Origin of the sequence: Chryseolinea serpens (assembly GCF_900129725.1) — a bacterium.
GTDB classification, from domain to species: domain Bacteria; phylum Bacteroidota; class Bacteroidia; order Cytophagales; family Cyclobacteriaceae; genus Chryseolinea; species Chryseolinea serpens.
This window is the reverse complement of the sequence record NZ_FQWQ01000002.1, coordinates 1,277,384-1,296,851: the sequence shown is the minus strand read 5'-3', so window position 1 is coordinate 1,296,851 and position 19,468 is coordinate 1,277,384. Positions and strand designations below refer to the sequence as shown.

The following is a 19,468-nucleotide window of genomic DNA, read 5'->3' as shown; positions in this document are numbered from 1 at the left end:
CGCTATGCTGAGAAACCATTTCAAGATCGCCCTGCGCAACATCTTGCGCAGCAAAGGGTTCTCCTTTATAAATATTACGGGACTTGCCGTTGGTATGGCAAGCGCAACGCTCATCCTGCTTTGGATCTATAATGAAGTGAGCTATGACCGCTTTCATAAAAATAAGGATTCTCTATACGAGGTGTGGAACAGGGGAACATTCGATGGCAAAATTCAATGTTGGAATTTTACTCCAAAAATTCTCGGTCCAACTTTAAAACAAGAGTATCGCGACATCGACGCAACCGCCCGAACCTTCTCCCGTTGGTTCGTGACCATTGCCGGCGAAAAAAAGATCTCCACAAAAGCGCTCGTTGCCGACCCCGCATTCCTCACCATGTTCACCTTTCCCTTTCAACATGGCGACCCGGGGACGGCCTTGAACAATGTTACCTCCATTGTGATCACGAGCAAAATGGCAAAGAAAATGTTCGACACCGAAGATGCCTTAAACAAGGTCATTACGATCGATCGCGATAATTTTACAGTCACCGGCATACTAAAAGATCTCCCCATCAACAGCACCTTCGATTTCGAATATATCCTTCCCTATTCGTATTTCGTGAAACGGGGAGAAGATGACACCAACTGGGCCTTCGATTTCATGAATACCTACGTTCAGCTTGCACCAGGAGCCAACGCGTTGGATGTGGAGGCAAAGATCAGGAACATTACAAAAGATCACACCAACGGGCAGGAGCAAAAAGAAGTATTCCTTCATCCCTTAACGAAGTGGCATCTGTACTCCAAATTTGAGAACGGAAAGCTTGCCGGAGGACGCATCGAAACGGTCATGCTGTTTGGATTCATAGCGATGTTCATTTTGTTGATAGCCTGCATCAATTTCATGAACCTGAGCACGGCCAGAAGCGAGAAGCGGGCCAAGGAAGTCGGCGTGCGTAAGACTGCCGGTGCCAACAGGGGTTTGCTCATCGTCCAGTTCCTGGGCGAGTCTATGCTACTGGTCTTTCTATCGGCCATCCTGGCGATGGTTCTGGTGCAAGTGTCACTGCCTTCCTTTGCTGTGCTGGTGAACAAAGAACTTTTCATTCCTTTCGATAACGTGTATTTCTGGTTGACCGCCCTCACTTTTATCGTGCTCACCGGGTTGGTCGCCGGCAGTTATCCGGCATTCTTTCTATCGTCTTTCAAACCTATTGCCGTGCTGAAGGGCACTTTTAAAAAATTGAATGCTTCTGTAAACCCGCGCAAGGTGTTGGTTGTGCTGCAATTCAGCTTTGCTATTGTGCTCATCATTTGCACATTGGTTGTCGTGCAGCAGATTCGTTACACGCAGCAGCGCGACACGGGGTATGACAAGAATCCGCTCGTCTATCATTGGATGACGGGTGATCTCTACAAAAATTATTCACCCCTCCGCAACGAGCTGCTCGCCTCCGGTGTAGCCGCCGAGGTCACCAAGACCAACTCCACGCTCACCGAGGGCTTTGGCACCACCTATGCGCTTCAATGGCAAGGCAAAGATCCAAACGATAAAACCGCTTTCGATGTCTTAAGTCAAGATCAAAACCTGGTGCGCACGGCGGGCCTGAAGCTGGCACAAGGACGCGACATCGATCTCGCGAACTATCCGGCCGATTCAAGCGCCATCCTCTTGAACGAATCAGCCGTCAAAGCCATCGGCTTCCAGGATCCTATTGGGCAACGCATCACCAACGACATGGTCGAATACCAGGTGGTTGGAGTCATCAAAGATTTCGTTTTCGGATCGCCGTCAGAGCAAGTCAAACCAATGGTCATTTTCGGCAGCAAGGCCGACGGGTTTAACGTCATCAACATCAAGCTAAAGGATAACGAGGCGACCGCGGGGAATTTGAAAACCATTCAGCAACTTTTTGAAAAGTATAACCCCGAACTCCCTTTCGAATTTCATTTTGTGGACGCAGACTATGCCAGAAAATTTGACGACATTCAGCGCATCGGTCAGATGACCGCACTCTTCACCGGCCTCACCGTGCTCATTGCCTGCCTCGGCTTGTTCGGTCTCGCCACCTACATGGCTGAAACAAGAATTAAAGAGATCGGCGTTAGAAAAGTGCTGGGGGCTTCCGCTTTCCGGATCACCGTTCTGTTGTCGAAAGATTTCCTGCGTCTGGTGATGGTCGCTATCCTTATCGGCTCGCCTATCGCCTGGTACATCATGCAGCAATGGTTGCAGGGCTACTCCTACAACATCGGTTTACACGCGTGGGTATTTGTTATGGCTGCCGTCGGCGTGCTCCTATTGTCCCTCTTCACCATAAGCTACCAGGCACTTAAGGCTGCAATAGCAAACCCTGTGGAGAGCTTGAAAACGGAATAGAATTCTGTATGGATTAGTTGATCTTAATTTTACAGTTTAACTTGTTGTATCCGGTCTCTGCCTCCCAAATTTCATGGTTGGCCAGCCTGATCGAATACTCAGCACGCTTTGCCAATGCGTTATGCGAGTCGGGAAAATTCAGCAGAAGCTCGTATGTACCGGAGGGTATTGCATTTGCCGGAAAACTTCCCTCCAACGCTACAATACCGCTGTACCATTTTCGAATATCGCTATCGAACTTTAATGTATGGATGGATTTATCGTCCACATTTCTAAGGATCAGTTCCACAGGCCGGGCGTTGACGGGCGAGGTGTAGCCGACATTCTCCAACATCAGTTTCACTTTCAAGGAATCCGATGTCGATATGATAGAAGGATAAATGCCTTTCTTTAATACGATTCGATAGCCGAGATTTCTCTTAATGCTTTCCATACATCCTCCTGTCACCCAATCGTTGTTCACGTCGTTGTTGTAGCTGGTGTTCAAGTAAGTATAGTGCATATCTTTCATCTCTTGTTCGGCATGTCCTGCGGGGCCACAGTCATTTTCGGGACTGTAGTCGTCGCTGCAAGTCTCGCCACCGACCACTACAAACCGGCTATCGGCAGCAAAATATTTTCGGAGAGTAGCGGTTTCGGATTTGCGAGGCGTGGCGGAGTTGCCGTAGTCATCGAATGTTCCGTAATCGTCTGGGCTGGAGATGAAGCAGTCGTTGTGGAAACCGATGCGGGCTTTGTCGGTTCCGCTGAAGGCTTCACTTTCGGTGATCGGCTCCACGGTGACCGGTGCTTGTATTCCATAGACTTGCCGTTGTTTGATTTGGGGTGTTCGAACCTGCACCATGATCTCTTGTGGAACAGCGTCAAGTAGTGCTTTCAATACTTCGATGCGGTCCTGCCAGTTTGCGTCGAGTAATTTCTTTTGGTGGTTGTTGTTGGAGGCGTCGCCAAAATGATCGGTGTAATAATTTTCACCCCAGATCCCGATAAATCCCATTTGAACAAACGCTGTCACGTCGGCATTTTCCTGAAGTATGGGTTTGAGTTGGGCAATGTGACCCAGTACGACATGCTTTGGTGCGTCGCCATAGGGCGGGCAAATGGAAGCATCCGGGCAGTTGCCTTTTTTGGTTTTGACAGTGTACGTAAAGCGAGGGATCAGCTTTACGCCGGCAACGCGGGCGGTGGTAAAATCTGTTTTCACTTGGGTGAGGAACTCTTCGCTCAAGGGTTGATCGGTGAATTTGTCCAGTACAAAATCTCTATAGACCAACGTGCTCACCACATCGTATTCGGCTTTGCCCTTACGGGTTGGCGACCGGTATCCTTTCAAAACATTTTCGGACAGCGGCTCGAAGTTACTCGCAAGGGCGTTGGTAGGATGATAAAATCCCCGTTCCGGGTTGAGAAAATCTTCGGCAGACTCCTGGTAGGTAACCTCCTGTGGAGCGGATTGGCAACCGATGATAATCAGCAAGGTGAAGTAGAGTATGCGGGGCATAGGGCGTTGGCTATTGGATCACAGGAAAGATGATATTTTTTTACGGACAAAAACACGTTGGATTTTACAGACGGTCATTCTGCGGGAGCAACCCCCGTACTTCAGCGGTGTCGCAGACACATCGCGCCGGGTGAGTGATGAAGTTCTTTTTTAAAACAGCGCTATCAAATTTTTCAAAAAGCATTAGTTCCATTATCTTGATCACCAAACAAGGTTATATTCTATTTCCGTTGCACTATGAAAATCTATCGTCTGGCCAAAGGATGGACCATTTTTGTATACATCTTTATGGTCCTGGTGATCGCTGGTTTAGGCTGGGGCATCTTCAACATCTTATCCAAAGGAAATCCCAATGAAACGGTGTATTGGCTTGGGCCAACGCTCATGATGATGGGCATTGGGCTGTCGATCTATCTCATCTTTGAGGTCAAGAAAGACACGTTCGTGATCGCCAAAGACAGGATCTATACTACCGGAACATTTTATAAACGCTCTTTGAACCTGGATGAGATCCGCGGATTTTCAGTGAATGAAAAATACATTTTTATCGAACCCACTACGAAGGGCAAAAAGCGGGTAAGGGTGAGCACCTATTTTGGACGCACCGACGATATTCTCGCCTGGCTTGGCGAACGATATCCGGACCTGGATGAACTGAATGCTCAGCAAGAGCACGAGGAAATACTTTCTAACCCTGAGTTTGGATGGACGGAGGAACAACGCGAACACCGGCTCACGCAGGCGCGTCGCCAGGCACGGGTCGTCAATGTTTTCGGCACGATCGCGGCGGCCTGGGCGTTCTTTTGGCCGCATCCCTATTTCTGGTCCATGATAGCTCCCATGGCAATGTTCATGGTTGGCCTGGTCGTGACCAAACTTTCGAATGGCCTCATCCGGATTGAAGAGAAAAAAAATTCTGCCTACCCGTCGGTTTTGTATGGGGTTATTTTTACAGGCATGTGCGTTATGGTCAGGGCGTTGTTGGATTTTAATATACTGGATTTCAAAAAAGCCTGGATGCTGACCGGCGTCATCACCACGCTGCTCATTATCCTGGTGGGATTCAAAAACTCGGAATTGAAATTCAAAACGGGCACCGAAATTTTCACATCGATCTTCATCGCGGTTGTGTTGATGGCCTACAGCTTTGGTACGGCGGTCACGTTGAATGGTTTGCTCGATACTTCGGCACCCGAAGTGTTCACCGTCAAAATTGTGAGCAAACATGTGAGCGGTGGGAAGGTGACCACCTATCACCTCATGCTCGAACCCTGGGGTGATCAAAAGGAATCGGAAGATGCTACAGTGTCGTCAGATTTCTATCACAGCATCGACGCCGGCGAATCGGTGGAAGTATACCGCATGAAAGGAGAACTCGGCATTCCCTGGTTTTTTGTTGCAGAGGATATGATCCTGGATGCCAAAGCCAACCCCAATCCATAAGACGAAAGCATCTCCACTAGCCCCTTCAATTTCCTGTCAGCGTAACCGTCAAATTTTCAAACAAACGGTTTTGGTCGCCCTCAACACGAATTTTTAAAAGGGCTGAATTCACAAACGTCATGGCGCGGGCAGTCTTGAATGACAGGGAGTCGAAGGTCAATGACGTTCCTTCGTGATTGGTGAAACCGTAGGTTTGGATGGTGGTGGAGATGGCGCTGATATGGCTGATCTTTGTATCCTCGCATGCCATTTCGGCGCCGTTCGAAAAATCAATCTGAACCGTGCCATAGAGGCCTGTCAGTTTTAAGGTATTGAAATTGACATCCCGCTTCAGGAACAGCTTGGCCATTTGGAGTGTGGCGTTTGTCGTGATCGTGTTGATGAAGCATTCCTCGAACGTGAGGTCATGGATCTTGCAGTTAATGGATACCGTCTGCGCATTGGTCATGCCGCCAATGTTGAGGGTTGTAATGACCGGGGAATCATCCGTGGTAAAGGAATTGAAATTGGTCTGCGAGCCCGCAAGCGTAACGGTGGCGATGCGGGTGTTGCCTTCGATGGCGATGGAATTTAAAGGACACTCATTAAACAGGAGCGACACAAGTTTACAGTCCTTGATGGTAAACGGATTGGGAAAGGTCGTAAACATCGTGTTTACCGGCTCGCTGACTTTTTTGTTTTCAATGATGCCACCGGCGATCATCAGATTTCTAAATTCATCGGCTGAAATTTGGGTCATATTTTTGGGGGATTAAAATGTTGCCTGAAACGGAAAATGCATCCACTGCCCGAAAGGGGACGACCTGGGATAGCTTTTGTCTAAGATAACGCTGGTCGCTGTTTATTCCTATCCTCCAAGGTGAAAATGTTTCTGTTGGGTGGCTCACCATAAACAGGTATGCAGCCGAATAAAACTGACCTTTGTTATTATCTTCGCTATCACGAAACATTGAAATGCCAATGACGGGTCTGAAAAATCTCCCCAGCGACTTCTCCGTAAAAGAAACCCTCGACCGGCTCGCAGCCTTGGTGTCGTCCCATGGCCTCACCGTTTTTATTCGCATCGATCATCGCGCCAATGCTGATCAGGTTGATTTGCCGCTTCGGCCCACGGAAGTAATATTTTTCGGCAATCCAAAAGCGGGCACGGTGTTGATGCAGGACAAACAAACCGCGGGCCTCGATCTTCCTATGAAAGCTTTGGCGTGGGAAGACGAAAATGGAAAAGTCTGGCTGACCTACAATGAAGTCGAGTGGATCTCACAGCGGCATGAGTTGACCGATAAAAGCGCCTCCATGGTCAAGGCCATCGAAGATGGAATGACCATGGTCTGCAACAGCGCAACAAAAAAATAAGGAGAGCTGTGACCGGCACAGCTCCATGATCCATCTTAAGGTGTCCGGATCGTCAGGTTTGCGAAGTCGCCTTCCAGCGCATCGTTCCACAATCCTATTTTCCCACTCTTTCGGGTGTTGAGCTTTTTCACCTTCAGCGAAGGCGTTGCCGCATTATTTACATAAACCCTGATCTCGTCTTCCGTCACTTCGATCTTGGCATGAAACCAGTCGGTTGCTTTCGGTGCGGGGTCGATGGCTTTTTCATAAACGCCATTGTGTTCTTCTCTTAGTTTATCCCACGGGAAATCGGGCATGGCCATATATTGAACGGCGTGAATTTTCCGAATAGGGTCCGGGTTCTGAAAATTGAACGGCCGGAAATAGACGATATCGTATGTATTGCTATCGACAGCATGGAATGCGATCCCCAAAAAACTTCTTTGAAGCACATCAAGACCGCGGAGGTCGACGTCAATCGTTCCTGTGGAGAAGTCGACGCCATTCAGCCAGGCAACCCCGGCCAGCGTGATGCCCTTTTTGGCGCCGTCGGTGATGGGGTAGGGCCTGGCGGGAATGAGGGTGAGCTGTTTCTCTTTGAGAAGTTTTTGGAGATCATAGGTCTTCACTGCCTGGGCATGGCCGGTGAACGACAGCGAGATCAGCAACAGAAGAATCGTGAGTTTTGCATTCATAGTTTTTGTGTCTTATGGCTTTATAAACGCAAAGGTTCAGCAACCTGGGAAAAGATCCGTGTCCATTTCTCGCTCGTTTTCCGTTCAATTCCCATTTTTTAAGGCTTACCCAGTATTTTGTATCTTGAATGCTAAATGACCTGAACGCAAAATGCTTTACGACCCTCAAAACAAGACCGTACAACGCTGTGCCCAAGGCATGACCCTGGAAGGGGAGGGTCAGGGTGAGGTTTTCCGGCAGGCCTGGGATGAGGCCACCACCGACCTTGAAAAATTCATCGCCGCCCATTACGTGGCCCGCCACCAACCCGGAGCATCCGCCAAACTCCAGTGGGACAAAACCGCACTCGACCACGCGCAACTTGTGCCCGACACCCAAGTGAAAGGAGCCTACTCCTCGCTCTACCTCAACATCGCCAAGGACTACGAAGACCTCCACGAATTCATCCAAGCCCGCGCGCACTATGAAACAGCCCTCTCTTACACGCCGTTTCTAAGTGACGATGGCTATGGCAAAATGATACGCGCAGGAATAACAGCCGGCATCGAAAGAATAAAGAATCGATGAACAACAAACTTGGCGAACCCCCACTTGCCCACCGAAGCTTTACGAAGGAAGGCGTCTTTCTTTGCTCGCCGAAGCTTTAGCGAAGGTGAGGCGGTAAAAACTGACGACCCATGCCCAAATTCAAAGCGCCCATCTACAAAACCGGCATCAACACCTGCGCCGACGTACCCGATGCGATCACCCGAAAAATGAAACCCACCAAAGGAAAAATTCACGTAAAGGGCACCGTCAACGGCTTTCCATTCGTCAAAACATTAGTACCCGTAAAAGGCAGACCCTACCGTCTTTTTGTCAACGCTCCCACCTTGAAAGGAGCAAATACCGCCATCGGTGAAGTTGCCGTCTTTGTGATCACACAGGACCTGCACAAAATAAAAAAGCAATACACCATGTCACCAGCTTTCCGCCGGCAGCTGCAGGTGCACAAAGTGCTGAAAGACTTCAACGCCCTCACCCCAGCCCGGCAGCAGGATATCTTAAAATACCTGAGTTTTGTAACAAAGGAAGAAACGCTGTTGAAGCATGTCGGAAAGATCGTTCAGAAGCTAAAGGCTGGTGAGAAAAACATTCGAATACCCTGAGAAGTAAGGTGCAAGCGTGAGCCTGCCTGTGTTAGCATGGCCGTTTTAACACGGCTTTTTAAAATTTTGATTTGACATAAATAATATAACTTTCGCAATCCTTATAAGAATGAGATCCCTATTCGCTCCATCCCTGATCCTGTTTGTATTGCTGGCCGCATGCGGCCGGACCGTTGAGGTCCAGACGGATTATGCAAGAGACCCGGACGGCAAGGAATATAAAGTTCGCGAATATGAGTATGTTCTCGCAAGTGACAGCAGCCAAAATGAAATTAAGCTACGGCACGGCTTTATGCGGCTTTATTATCCCAACGGGCAAATTCTGAAAGAAGAGCATTATGAACTGGGTGTCCAGGAGGGTGAGAGTAAGGTGTATGGCGATCCCGGGATTTTGTTTGACGTTGAAAACTGGTCAGATGGCGCCCTCGATGGCAAAGCGACTTCATACAATCGGGAGGGAGGGATTGTTATGGAAACGAATTATAAGAGAGGCAAGCGCGATGGCGAGGAGCGGATCTACCACGAGAACGGAAAAGTCAAGACCGTATTAATTAATAAAGACGACAGGCTGTGGCAGAGTGTTGCAAATTACGACAGCAGCGGAAGGAAGCTGGACGAGCTTGCCGTGGTGGAAGGCAATGGTGTTTTGAACGTCTGGAACTCCAGTAACACGCTTTTGGCAAGCACGGAGATGAGGAATGGTTTGCCTCATGGCAAAGCGAGGCGGTACTACGCAAATGGCAGACTTCAAGTGGAATATGACAACCGGGAGGGCCTGAAACAAGGTTTGTTAAAAGCCTATCATCACAACGGGGTGCTTGCCCGCGAATCAAACTACGAGGATGATTATCTGACAGGTGTCAATAGATTGTATGATTCAACCGGAGTGTTGCGGGAAGAGCTTTCCTACAAAACCCATCTGACGCCACTAGACATTAGCCGTCTTAACCACGGCATAACGAAGGTACTAAACGAAGCCATGGACCGTTACCAATTCGATAGAGGAGTATTATCTGGCGCCCACAAGATTTATCACGAAAATGGAAAGCTTCAATCTGAGGAATACCTTTTTGACAATCTACCCGATAGTATTGCCAGGGAGTATTATGACAATGGCCAATTAAAGTCGGAAATTTTTTACGATAGCGATTTCGAACAGGCCAGACGATATGAAAAGACCTTTGCTCGAAATGGAAAATTGGTTAAATCCATTAACCACGCCAAGCGGAAGCCCGGTGCTCTGGAATCAGAACCCGATACGGTTTCTTCTTTTTTGGAGGATGCCCTGGCACCTGATAAACCGTAGGCACATCACGCCATCAAATCCCGTTCTTTCAAAAAATCAAAGATCAAAATATCTACGGGAGCAACTTTATCCTTATCCCCAAACCGCAGCCACCGCATTTCCTCGATTTCCGCAGCCGGTGCCAATGTGCCGGAATAGGCTGCGCGATAGCACGTCATCCGCACCAGAGTGCCCTCCGGCTTCCCATGGGCCTGCGCTTCGAATACGCCCACAAAATCGATACTGGCTTCATCCAGTTGCACGGAAAGTTCTTCCCGGATTTCCCTGCATAAAGCGTCCACATCAGACTCGCCTTCTTCCCGTTTCCCACCGGGAATATAGTACTTGTCTTTACCAAAAGACCTGGTGGATAATATCTGTTTGTCTTTTAATTCAATCCAGGCAAGTTTGTCGATCACTTTCATCGAAATGGGATTCAGGTGCGATTAATGGATGAAAGTTAAAATATAAATAATAGGACAAGCAAGACTTTACTCATCTTTCAACACATCCACCGGATTGGTCAACGCAGCTTTCACGGCATGATACCCCGTAATGGCCATCGCCAACAAAAGCGTGCTGGCGCCTGTCACGATAAAGATCCAAACCGACGGTTTGATCGCGTAAGCAAAATCCTCCAGCCAAAGCCCCATCATCCAATACGACACCGGCGCCCCGATCGCGAAAGCGACAAGGATCAGTTTCGTATAGCCCGACGATATCAACACCAAAATATTATAAACCGAAGCGCCCACCACTTTGCGGATGCCGATCTCCTTGGTGCGTTGCTCTAACGAATACACGATCATTCCCAGCAACCCAAGACTGGCGATGAGAATGGCCAGGGTGGCCATCACGCGCAGCACTTTTCCAAATTGTTCGTGGGTGGCAAAGGTTTCCGCAAAGTTTGCGTCGACAAACGAATATTGAAAAGGAGTGTCGCCGGCGTGTTGTTTCCAAACTTTTTGGAGACTAGTCAGCGTGTTTTGCCAGGCCTCGCTGCTTTGTGGTGCTATTTTCAGGACCATGAAGTCGTTGCCGTCGTCTTCGATCATTTTGTTTTTCATGTTGAAGATGCCGAGGGGTTCGATGGGGCCGTCCAGGCTCCAGTAGTTGAAGTCGGCCACCACACCCACGACCTCAAAGGTCGCGTCGACGCCGCTGTTGGGATAGGCGAGTTTCTTTCCGATAACGGATTCATCCAGCGTCCAGCCGATGCGGCGTACAGCGCTTTCGTTGATGATCACGCGGTTGGAGTCGGCTGGTATCGCCGCATCAAAATTCCGTCCGAACTTTATTTTGATGCCCAGTGTGGGGATGTAGTTTTCGTCGCCACCGGTGTAGTTGAGCGGAAATTTCAAGTCACTTTGGCCTTCCGCTGAAAACGAGTCGCCGCCATAGATATAGGGTGGCGCCGATGCGCACCAGGTAGTGCTGATGGCGCCGGGCACGCTTTCGGCATCATGCGCCAGGTTCACGCGGTTGTTCGCGTGTTCTACATGGTGCAACACCAACAGGTTTTCCCGGTCAAAGCCAATATCTTTCTCGGCAACATATTTCAGTTGTTGAAACACAACGGCCGTGCAGATGATCAGAATGATGGAGACGCTGAATTGAAACACCACCAACACATTGCGAAATGATTTTCCTTCGCGGCCCACCTTCGATCTTCCCTTGATGGCCTCTACGGGGTTGAAGGTGGTGAGGAACAACGCCGGGTAGCTGGAGGAGATCAGGGCCATGAAGAGCGCGAGCCCCAGCAATCCACCGGCCACCCAAGGGTCGCGAAAAAGCGAAAGCGTGAGGTGTTTGCCGGTGATGAAATTGAACGCCGGGAGTAGAAGTTGCGATAGCGCAACGGCCGCCACCAAGGCCAGCAGGCAAAAGATGAGGGCTTCAAAGAAATAGCTGAGACCCAATTCCTTTTTATTCAACCCCAATATTTTCCGGATGCTGGCTTCCTTGATGCGCCGTGTGAATTGCGCGGTGGAGAGATTCATGAAGTTGACGCACGACAGCAGCACAATAAAGATGGCGGCGCCGATAAAGGAATAGATCACCGTGAGGTTCCCCGTGTCGGGAAACGATCCGACAACCGGAGATTCCGGTAAGTGAAGGGTGTTGATCGGTTGCAGGAACAGTTCCCACTTTTTCCCCGAAGCGATGTATTCGTCGTAGGTCATGCCCATCGCCGCCTTGATCGATTCTTCGGCGCGTTTGCGCGGAATGGTCTGTAATTTTTGGCGCACGGCTGCGATGTCGGCATCGGGTCGCAGACGAACAAAGGTTTCCAGTTGTGTCCATACCCAACTCCAGGCCCTTTGTTCGAGCTGAAATCCTTTTGACGATAGCAACACCGTAAACTGGAGTGTAGAATTTTCCGGAACATCCTCCATCACCCCGGTCACTTCATAAGTCTGTTGCGAGTCGGTATTCGGAGCCCCCAGACGCACCATTTTTCCGACGGGATTTTCGTTGCCGAAATATTTCACGGCCGTCGATCGTGTCATCACCAACGTGTTGGCTTGGCGGAAAGCCGATGCAGGGTCGCCCTGAAGCAGCGGGAAGTTGAGAACTTTGAAAAAATTGGTGTCGGCCGACAGTACTTTGTTCTCTTCAAAGACCACCACTTCATTGTTCGGCTTCACATAAGAAATAATGAAATCACCCGGCGTATGCAGGCTCGTCGTCATTTCCACTTCGGGAAGTTCTTCGAGCAGGGCATGGGCCACACCCGGACCGGTTCGTGAAAACTGGCTGTTCCGATTGTCGGCCCAGATGAAGGTTTGATTGACGCGATAGAGGCGTTCGCTATGCGGATGAAAATTGTCAAAACTAAATTCCTGGCGCACATACAGATAGATGAGCAGCGTACTGGCCATGCTCACCGTCAGCCCCAATAAGTTAATGGAGGAGAATAATTTCTGGCGTTTCAGGTTCCGCAGAAAAAGCAGGGCGTAATTTTTAAACATAAGTATTAGGTCTTGGGCGAAAACAGACAAAGGTCATACCACCCTCTGAAATCGGAATTTAAGGCTATTTTCAATATCGTCATGTTCACTTATGATAGCGGGTGTCCGTTTCTGACCGTCGCAGCGCCGGGTTCTTTTCGGTCCCTCCATGTTAACACACATAACATTCCGGTAAATCTGGCAAAACATTGCCCTTCTATTTTTGCGACATCCATTCCCACCATACCGTGAAACGCAAACTACGCTGCACCCTCATCGCCTTGTCGACCATCCTAACCCTGCATGTTTACGCCCAGGATTCGGCCACCAAAATCGTCGACGCGGCGTATCACCGCGCCGAAGCGATGCTCTTCACCCGGCCCGATTCCGCCTTTGTCATGACACAGGAAGCCCTTCGCCGGGCGCAAGATCAAGGCTACACCGAGGGTACGGCCTACGGACACTCCCTGGTGGGTGAAATTTTTTATCGCCAGGGTTTTTATGAAGAGGCTCTTAACCACCTGCTCAAAGCAGAAACGTTATACGAATCGTCGCGCAATACGGAAGCGTTGGCCCGGAACCTGAATCAGCTTGGGTTGGTCTATTACACCATCCGCCAACCTGAACTGGCGCTCGAAAAACACAACCGCGCTTTAAAACTCTACGAGGCTTCCAAAAATCTGAAAGGCATGGCCGACACGTATGGCAGTCTCGGCCGGCTCAGCGAAAAAAAACAACAGTATCCCGAGGCCCTGGACTTCCAACACAAAGCGCTGTCGTATTATGAACACGCCAACGACGTGCGGGGAACTTCCATCATCCTCGAAAACATCGGCAGCATCTATGAAGACCTCAATCAAAACGACACGGCCCGTTATTATTTCCTTCGTTCACTGAGCCTGAATGAGCTCACACGCGACAGCCTCTCCATGATCGTGAACCTGAACAACCTCGCCGATGTGCACCGGAAGAAGGGAGAGAACGAGCCGGCGATACGCTTTTCCACTAAAGCGCTCAACCTGGCCCTGCGCCTCAACGATAAGTATCAAGTCACCAGCGCGTATAAAGACCTGGGCAAAGTCTATAATCAAGCCGGTCTGTATAAAGAGGCCTACGCAAACCTGGAGAAAGGACGCATTTTGTATGAAGAGATCTATGGCGAAGAGACCCGTCGCCAGTTGGGACTGTTGCAAACATTTTTTGAGTTGGAGCGAAAGAATGGCGAGATCAGCGCTTTGGAGAGCGACCGGCAGCTGAACTCGGTGATCAAGATCTCGCTGGTGTCGGGCATTGTGCTGGTGTTGTTGCTGGCCGCGGCGATCATCAGCCGGCAGCGGTTAAAGATCCGGCAGGACAAGGAGCTGATCGAGTTGAAGGAATCACAGCTGGAATTAAAAGAATCGCAGCAAAAGCTCATGCATGTGGAATTGGAGAACGCCCACCTGCACGAACACCAGCTTCAGCATGCGCTGGAGAGCCGATCCAAATCGCTGGCGGCCCACACCCTGCACATCATCAGCAAGAATAAAATGATGGACGACATCAAGGCCAAGCTCCAGGAGGCCTTGCAGGAAGACTTCAAAGACCAGCGCAAAAAGATCACCAACCTGATCAAACTTATCGACCACAATTTTGTGCAGGACAAGGATTGGGATGACTTCCGCCACATTTTCGGGCAAGTGCACCAGAATTTCTTCGACCAACTCCAGAAACTGTCATCCGAGATCACGGCGGCCGACACGCGGCTGGCGGCCTTGATCCGGTTGAACCTGCCCTCCAAAGATATCTCCACCATTTTGGGCATTTCGCCCGACAGCCTGCGGATCTCCCGCTATCGCTTGCGCAAAAAACTCCGGCTAAATCAAGGTGACAGCCTCTCCAATTTCATCCTCAGCCTTTGAAAAATAGCGAAAGTTTCTCGGTGCGTCGGCGTGCAAAAGGATTGGCGTTGTTGCTGCCCTTTGTCTGAATTTTCAATGTATAACGGGCCGGTTTCCCACATCACTTGATGAAGAAGTTTCTAGTCTTTGGCTTGAAATGGCAGACTGAGTAGCATTCGATCACGTCGCCGGGGCCTACTCCTGGCTCCAGGAGATTTTTGTAAAAGAAAAGAGGCTGACTCAAAAGCGAGCCAACCTCTTTTTTTATCCGGATACTTCTCTGAGTAAGTTGGTGTTTATACGCTTACAAGAGATAATTTACTTGGGTCCAAATGCTCCAAAATAACTTGACGGCTTCGGGGAGGCGTATGTCTTTCCGCCGGCAGTCAGGGAAGCTGCATGATAGGGGCTGAAATTTGTGTTGCCTCCGGTCAATGCCGGTGAACCTGCCTGAAGATGAAAATCAAATGCGGCGGGGAAACCTTCATTCGCGGGTTCTTCCGCTGCAACCGCCGCCGCCACGTCAAATGTGGTTACGGCAAATTTTACAAACAACGGATCGTGACCGGCTGCTGTTGTTGCAACTTTATCAAATACGTTATTGGTGTACACGGGAGCAGGAACATCATGTGCTGTTTCAAAAGTAGAATCTACGCTGGCAGGACCGGTTTTGCCATTGCCATAGATGGTAAACCCATCTGTAGGATAAAATTCAGGGGTAAAATTATCGGTACCAACAGGGCTGGTGATACTGAGATAATGGAAGTTAAATCCGTTTGACAAATGCGCCACATCAGCCAGTTTTCCGTTAGAGAAACGAACACCGCGCGTGGAGTTTACGATCAGGTTGTTATACACCACGCCTTTGCCTCCTTGTTCAACATTGAACGAACCGCCGTGATCGGAGTGCGACGTTTGTCTCCATCCACATTCAACCGCTGTATTATTGTAAACGTGCAGTTCAGAGGATCCACCCTTGGCGTTAAACTTCACGCCGTTTGTCGCTACTTTATAGAACAAATTGTAGGCAATATCGCCAAACGTGCCCACCTTGAGATCAATGGCTTCACCGCCGGCCTTTCCATTTAAGATGAACGCGTTGTTGCTGACCAATACTTTTCCCTGATCTATTTGTACAGCAACATCCGCTGAATAAGCGAACGTGGAATTCTGAATCACACAAACACCATTGGGGTTGTTGAAGAATAAGGCGTATTCGGGCGTATTCGTATCGGCCACTTCGCCCAGCTTTACAATATCCTGCCAGGCCTGGCCGAGCATACCGGCGTATTCAACGCGCGTGTATTGCACCACCATTTCATCGGCGGCAAAAGTATTGGTGCCATCGGTGTTGGAAGACATAATACCTCCCCACAAGCCCGCAAAAATATTGGCTTTGGTCCGTTGCTGCGCCGGCACTGTAAACACCACGGAATCCGTTGCTGTGCCGTAGCTGTAGAAGTTTCCTCTCACGGTGAACGAATACTGGCCATCCACAATCACGGTTGTTCCTTCCAATAGCGTAAGGGATCCGGTTGGCTCAACAAAGACGTTGCCCGTTACGTGATAGGTGAGGTGAGGCCCCCAGGTGGTTGCCTGCGTGATATGGAACTCCTTTGTATCGGTTGATCCTACTGCGCCCGAAATTTCAACGGGAGGATGATCGGTAACATTAACGGAAACCGCAGTGGTGGACGATTGTTGGGCATTGTCCGTTACGGTAATCGTAATGTTGGCTGTTCCCAAAGTATACGTCGAGGTCATCTTGATATTTGCAGTGCCTACTGTTTTGCCGACGAGATCCGCTTTGTTGGTGATCTCCGCTGTTAAGATGGTGGCGTTATCGATCGTAACGGTAATGTCCTTAATGCCTGCTGCAGCAGACACATCCGCAGTAAAGACTCCCGTAGTGTCCTGTATAAGCGTCAGGGCAGATGACGTTGTGGTGACCACCGGTTTTGGCTTGCTGTCATCGTCTTTGCTGCAGCTTGCCAGAAGGGCGACAGTGCCCAAAAAGGCGATGACTGCCAATCTGCTTGTTCGTTTTTTCATGGTGTTTTGTTTTTTCATTTGAAGTTTATTCATTGATTTTGATTCTTGCTGAAATTGACCCGAACGCCTACTCGGAACGACTGATAGTATTCATCTCTGCGCGTGAGCGTTTTGTTCTGTGGATCCTTCTGGTAGGGATATTCATTGTCCTTTTGATACACCGGGTTCTTGATATACATTTGATAAGCCGAGTTCAGCAGGTTGGTTGCCTTGAGGAACACATCGACGGTTTTGGATACTCTTTTCTCTAAAGAGAAATCCAGAATAGCGATCGGTTTGCCATACAGGTCGTTGTTTAAATACGGCGAAATGGCTTCCAGTTTTTCACCGGTATACACCAGTGAAAGCTGCGACTCCCAGCCTTTGTCGAGGTTTTTGTACAGCAACGACACGTTACCAATGTGGCTTGCCTGGCCTTGCATGGGGCGCGTTTGGTTTACATAATAGGTGGTATAGCCTTTCGATAAATCGTTCGGATCAACCGGGCCAGGCAGCTGTTTTGTCGTGGTGATCGTCGAGTGGGTGAACGTGTAGTTGGCGCGTATGCCGAACTTGTTGAAGTAGTGTATGAAATCAATTTCGGCGCCCATGTTCCGCGCATTGCCAAAATTGTTGGGCTGCAGGGAATTTTCGTTGGCAATGCCGAATTTTGTTATCGTATATTCAATGGGGTCGGTAATGGATTTATAAAATACACCGACTAAAATCTGATCGGTAACATTGGGGAACACTTCCAATCGCAGATCAACGTTTTGTGCCCGTACGCGTTGAAGCTTCGGATTTCCGCGTTCAGGATAGCCGTCTTCCGGATAGAGGTAAGGAACAATTTCAAAAAAGCTGGGGCGCGAAATGCTTTTGTAATAGCTAAACCGCAGGTTCATTCCTGGTTTGATCTTATATTTCGCCATCAGGCTCGGGAGCACGTCGGTGTAATGCTCACTGGTGTCACGGATCACACCCGGCACAGGATTTTTTAATGTAAATCCCTGGTTGGTCTGTTCTGCCCGCACGCCGGCATTCACCTCCCATCGTTCAACATCCAGTTTCCCCAGCACATAAGCCGCATGGATATATTCGTGTGCCTTATAATTCTGGGCATCACTTGTGGCGCCCAGTGGGTTGGTCAATGACCAGGTAACATCGCTGACGGTGTTCCAGTTAGTGCCCTGAAATTGCTGCGTGGGCTTCGGCATAAAATTGTAGATGTCGTAATTGCCGTCGCGGTCTTTATGCCGTGCCATGGCTCCGGCCTTCAGCAGGCTTCTGCCCCACGATTCGGGCTGCACGGTCAAGTTCAGATAACCTGTCAGATCGTTATCCTTGTTGTTCAGCCATTGGCGTGAAAGCCCTTCCGCTCCCTGTGGTGTTTCCTTAAAATCCTGCATCGTGCTGCTGCGCGTAAACTTGGCATTGTCAGGCTCATTGTTGGATGCTGTCGAATAGACAGCCGACCATGCGAGCGCCAACGGCCCAAACAATTTGTGGTTGCCTTGCAGCGACGAGGTCAAAATACCTTGATTGGTGGTTTTTGTGCGCGTGGTGTAACCCAAAGAGGCATCTCCCTGAAGTGAATTGTAACCGAGCTTCAGGGAAGTTGACCTGATCTGGCGGGTTTCGTTATTGTCTAACGCGTAGTACCCGGCATAGAATTTAATTTCATTTCTATCATTGAATTTATAATCCAGTCGTGCGTGGCCCGCGCTGCGCATTTGATGAATCGAGTAATGCCGCTCTTGCAGCGAACCCAGCTGGGGAAGATCTGAACCATAGGGGTCAACATCATAATCAAACCAAAGGCTCTTGGTAGCACGGTATGAATTTTGAAAACTGCCGCCCACCAGCACGCCCAGCCTGTTATTGAAAAAACGGTTGCCAATGGAAAGCGAACCGATCAGGTCGGGCATCGGCTTGTTGTTTTTCACTTCCAGGTTCTTCTGCGTGAATTCATCAGGCTGAGCCGCGTAACCCGTGCCATACAGCTGGCGCGGCGAGTGTTTCTCAATCCCTGAAGCATTGTAATGATCAAATCCGTACAGCGTGTTGATGTAATTATATCCCGTTTGGAAATCGGCCTTCACTTCGAAATGATCGGGCGCGCTCTTCATGACCAAGTTCACGGCGCCGCCAATGGCGTCGCCTTCCATGTCGGCCGTCAGACTTTTATATACTTCCAGTCTTTCCAATAACGTTGCAGGAAAAATATCGAGCGGCAGATAGCGGTTTTTATTGTCCGGGCTTGGTATTTTAAAACCGTTTACCAGCGTGTAGCTGTAGCGTTTGTCCATGCCGCGCACAATGACATATTGCGGATCGCCATTGCTGTTGCGCTGTACCGTCAGGCCTGACATGCGCTGCACCAGATTGGCAACGGAAAGATCGGGTAAAATAGAAATTGCTTTTGCCGACATCACGTTTACGACCTGAGAAGCATTTCTCTCCGTGAGGCGTGCTTCTGCATCTGAACCCGCTTCGGCTTTTCCGGATACGACCACTTCATTCAGGACCTTTGAATCCTGCGCCAATTGAAAATCAATCGTTGCGGCATCCGATTCGCCAGTCATCGTAATTGTTTTTTCCTGTGTCAAATAGCCAATGAACGAAACGGTGATGGTGTGCGTACCTACAGGAACATTTTTGATGATGTACGTTCCGTCCAGTCCGGCAAGGGCATAAAGACCCTTACCGGCATCCAATAGAATAATCGCGCCTGTCAGCGGCTCTTTATTTTCATCCAGCAATTTTCCTTTGACCGTTGCTGCCTTTGCATGGCAGCACATCAGCAGAAAAGCGGCAACAAGTGCAATTTGTTTCATCC

General features: G+C 49.4%; 14 protein-coding genes. 7 read left to right on the top strand and 7 right to left on the bottom strand.

Annotated elements, in window-relative coordinates; translation table 11 throughout:
- The first annotated feature begins 4 nt into the window (after positions 1–4).
- Complete coding sequence (locus BUB30_RS19400) at positions 5–2,362, top strand: ABC transporter permease (protein ID WP_073137078.1); 2,358 nt, start codon at positions 5–7, stop codon at positions 2,360–2,362.
- A 13-nt stretch (positions 2,363–2,375) separates the two neighbouring features.
- Here the strand turns inward: BUB30_RS19400 and BUB30_RS19395 are convergent, their stop codons facing one another.
- On the bottom strand, positions 2,376–3,863 hold the full coding sequence (locus BUB30_RS19395) for a DUF4832 domain-containing protein (protein WP_073137075.1): 1,488 nt from the start codon (positions 3,861–3,863) through the stop codon (positions 2,376–2,378).
- Between the two features lie 237 nt (positions 3,864–4,100).
- Between BUB30_RS19395 and BUB30_RS19390 the strand changes: the two genes are divergently transcribed.
- Positions 4,101–5,306 carry a twin transmembrane helix small protein gene (locus BUB30_RS19390; protein WP_073137073.1) on the top strand — a complete coding sequence of 402 codons (1,206 nt, stop codon included), beginning with the start codon at positions 4,101–4,103 and terminating at the stop codon, positions 5,304–5,306.
- 25 nt (positions 5,307–5,331) lie between these two features.
- On the opposite strand, the gene BUB30_RS19385 is transcribed toward BUB30_RS19390, so the two are convergent.
- Positions 5,332–6,045, bottom strand: coding sequence for a hypothetical protein (locus tag BUB30_RS19385; RefSeq protein ID WP_073137071.1), 714 nt, complete (start codon positions 6,043–6,045; stop codon positions 5,332–5,334).
- Between the two features lie 221 nt (positions 6,046–6,266).
- On the opposite strand from BUB30_RS19385, the gene BUB30_RS19380 reads away from it, so the two are divergent.
- Positions 6,267–6,662 carry a DUF302 domain-containing protein gene (locus BUB30_RS19380; protein WP_073137069.1) on the top strand — a complete coding sequence of 132 codons (396 nt, stop codon included), beginning with the start codon at positions 6,267–6,269 and terminating at the stop codon, positions 6,660–6,662.
- 35 nt (positions 6,663–6,697) lie between these two features.
- Here BUB30_RS19380 and BUB30_RS19375 read toward each other — a convergent pair whose 3' ends face one another.
- Entirely contained in the window at positions 6,698–7,336 is a 639-nt protein-coding gene (locus BUB30_RS19375; protein WP_073137067.1) for a hypothetical protein, read from the bottom strand.
- 151 nt (positions 7,337–7,487) lie between these two features.
- Here BUB30_RS19375 and BUB30_RS19370 point away from each other — a divergent pair, with 151 nt between their 5' ends.
- From BUB30_RS19370 to BUB30_RS19360, 3 genes are all read left to right on the top strand, one after another.
- The gene (locus BUB30_RS19370) at positions 7,488–7,904 is read left to right on the top strand and encodes a hypothetical protein (RefSeq protein ID WP_073137065.1); all 417 of its coding nucleotides are present in this window, start codon (positions 7,488–7,490) and stop codon (positions 7,902–7,904) included.
- Positions 7,905–8,014: 110 nt separating this feature from the next.
- Positions 8,015–8,485 carry a DUF1905 domain-containing protein gene (locus BUB30_RS19365; RefSeq protein ID WP_073137063.1) on the top strand — a complete coding sequence of 157 codons (471 nt, stop codon included), beginning with the start codon at positions 8,015–8,017 and terminating at the stop codon, positions 8,483–8,485.
- 109 nt (positions 8,486–8,594) lie between these two features.
- Positions 8,595–9,791 (top strand): toxin-antitoxin system YwqK family antitoxin, encoded by a 1,197-nt coding sequence (locus BUB30_RS19360; RefSeq protein WP_073137061.1) that lies wholly within the window; start codon positions 8,595–8,597, stop codon positions 9,789–9,791.
- A 5-nt stretch (positions 9,792–9,796) separates the two neighbouring features.
- Here BUB30_RS19360 and BUB30_RS19355 read toward each other — a convergent pair whose 3' ends face one another.
- Positions 9,797–10,195 (bottom strand): NUDIX hydrolase, encoded by a 399-nt coding sequence (locus BUB30_RS19355; RefSeq protein ID WP_073137059.1) that lies wholly within the window; start codon positions 10,193–10,195, stop codon positions 9,797–9,799.
- Positions 10,196–10,261: 66 nt separating this feature from the next.
- On the bottom strand, positions 10,262–12,742 hold the full coding sequence (locus BUB30_RS19350) for an ABC transporter permease (protein ID WP_073137057.1): 2,481 nt from the start codon (positions 12,740–12,742) through the stop codon (positions 10,262–10,264).
- A gap of 227 nt (positions 12,743–12,969) precedes the next feature.
- Between BUB30_RS19350 and BUB30_RS19345 the strand changes: the two genes are divergently transcribed.
- The gene (locus tag BUB30_RS19345; RefSeq protein ID WP_143164986.1) at positions 12,970–14,622 is read left to right on the top strand and encodes a tetratricopeptide repeat protein; all 1,653 of its coding nucleotides are present in this window, start codon (positions 12,970–12,972) and stop codon (positions 14,620–14,622) included.
- 297 nt (positions 14,623–14,919) lie between these two features.
- Here the strand turns inward: BUB30_RS19345 and BUB30_RS19340 are convergent, their stop codons facing one another.
- Together BUB30_RS19340 and BUB30_RS19335 are read right to left on the bottom strand one after the other, a co-directional pair.
- Entirely contained in the window at positions 14,920–16,653 is a 1,734-nt protein-coding gene (locus tag BUB30_RS19340) for a hypothetical protein (RefSeq protein WP_143164985.1), read from the bottom strand.
- A gap of 29 nt (positions 16,654–16,682) precedes the next feature.
- Complete coding sequence (locus tag BUB30_RS19335) at positions 16,683–19,466, bottom strand: TonB-dependent receptor (protein ID WP_073137051.1); 2,784 nt, start codon at positions 19,464–19,466, stop codon at positions 16,683–16,685.
- Positions 19,467–19,468 lie beyond the last annotated feature (2 nt).

Bases quoted from the DNA above. Each gene is read 5' to 3' on its own strand.
- BUB30_RS19400 (WP_073137078.1), top strand. From the start codon at position 5: ATGCTGAGAAACCATTTCAAGATCGCCCTGCGCAACATCTTGCGCAGC.
- BUB30_RS19335 (WP_073137051.1), bottom strand. From the start codon at position 19,466: ATGAAACAAATTGCACTTGTTGCCGCTTTTCTGCTGATGTGCTGCCAT.
- BUB30_RS19370 (WP_073137065.1), top strand. From the start codon at position 7,488: ATGCTTTACGACCCTCAAAACAAGACCGTACAACGCTGTGCCCAAGGC.
- BUB30_RS19360 (WP_073137061.1), top strand. From the start codon at position 8,595: ATGAGATCCCTATTCGCTCCATCCCTGATCCTGTTTGTATTGCTGGCC.
- BUB30_RS19355 (WP_073137059.1), bottom strand. From the start codon at position 10,195: ATGAAAGTGATCGACAAACTTGCCTGGATTGAATTAAAAGACAAACAG.
- BUB30_RS19385 (WP_073137071.1), bottom strand. From the start codon at position 6,045: ATGACCCAAATTTCAGCCGATGAATTTAGAAATCTGATGATCGCCGGT.
- BUB30_RS19395 (WP_073137075.1), bottom strand. From the start codon at position 3,863: ATGCCCCGCATACTCTACTTCACCTTGCTGATTATCATCGGTTGCCAA.
- BUB30_RS19350 (WP_073137057.1), bottom strand. From the start codon at position 12,742: ATGTTTAAAAATTACGCCCTGCTTTTTCTGCGGAACCTGAAACGCCAG.
- BUB30_RS19375 (WP_073137067.1), bottom strand. From the start codon at position 7,336: ATGAATGCAAAACTCACGATTCTTCTGTTGCTGATCTCGCTGTCGTTC.
- BUB30_RS19380 (WP_073137069.1), top strand. From the start codon at position 6,267: ATGACGGGTCTGAAAAATCTCCCCAGCGACTTCTCCGTAAAAGAAACC.
- BUB30_RS19390 (WP_073137073.1), top strand. From the start codon at position 4,101: ATGAAAATCTATCGTCTGGCCAAAGGATGGACCATTTTTGTATACATC.
- BUB30_RS19340 (WP_143164985.1), bottom strand. From the start codon at position 16,653: ATGAAAAAACGAACAAGCAGATTGGCAGTCATCGCCTTTTTGGGCACT.
- BUB30_RS19365 (WP_073137063.1), top strand. From the start codon at position 8,015: ATGCCCAAATTCAAAGCGCCCATCTACAAAACCGGCATCAACACCTGC.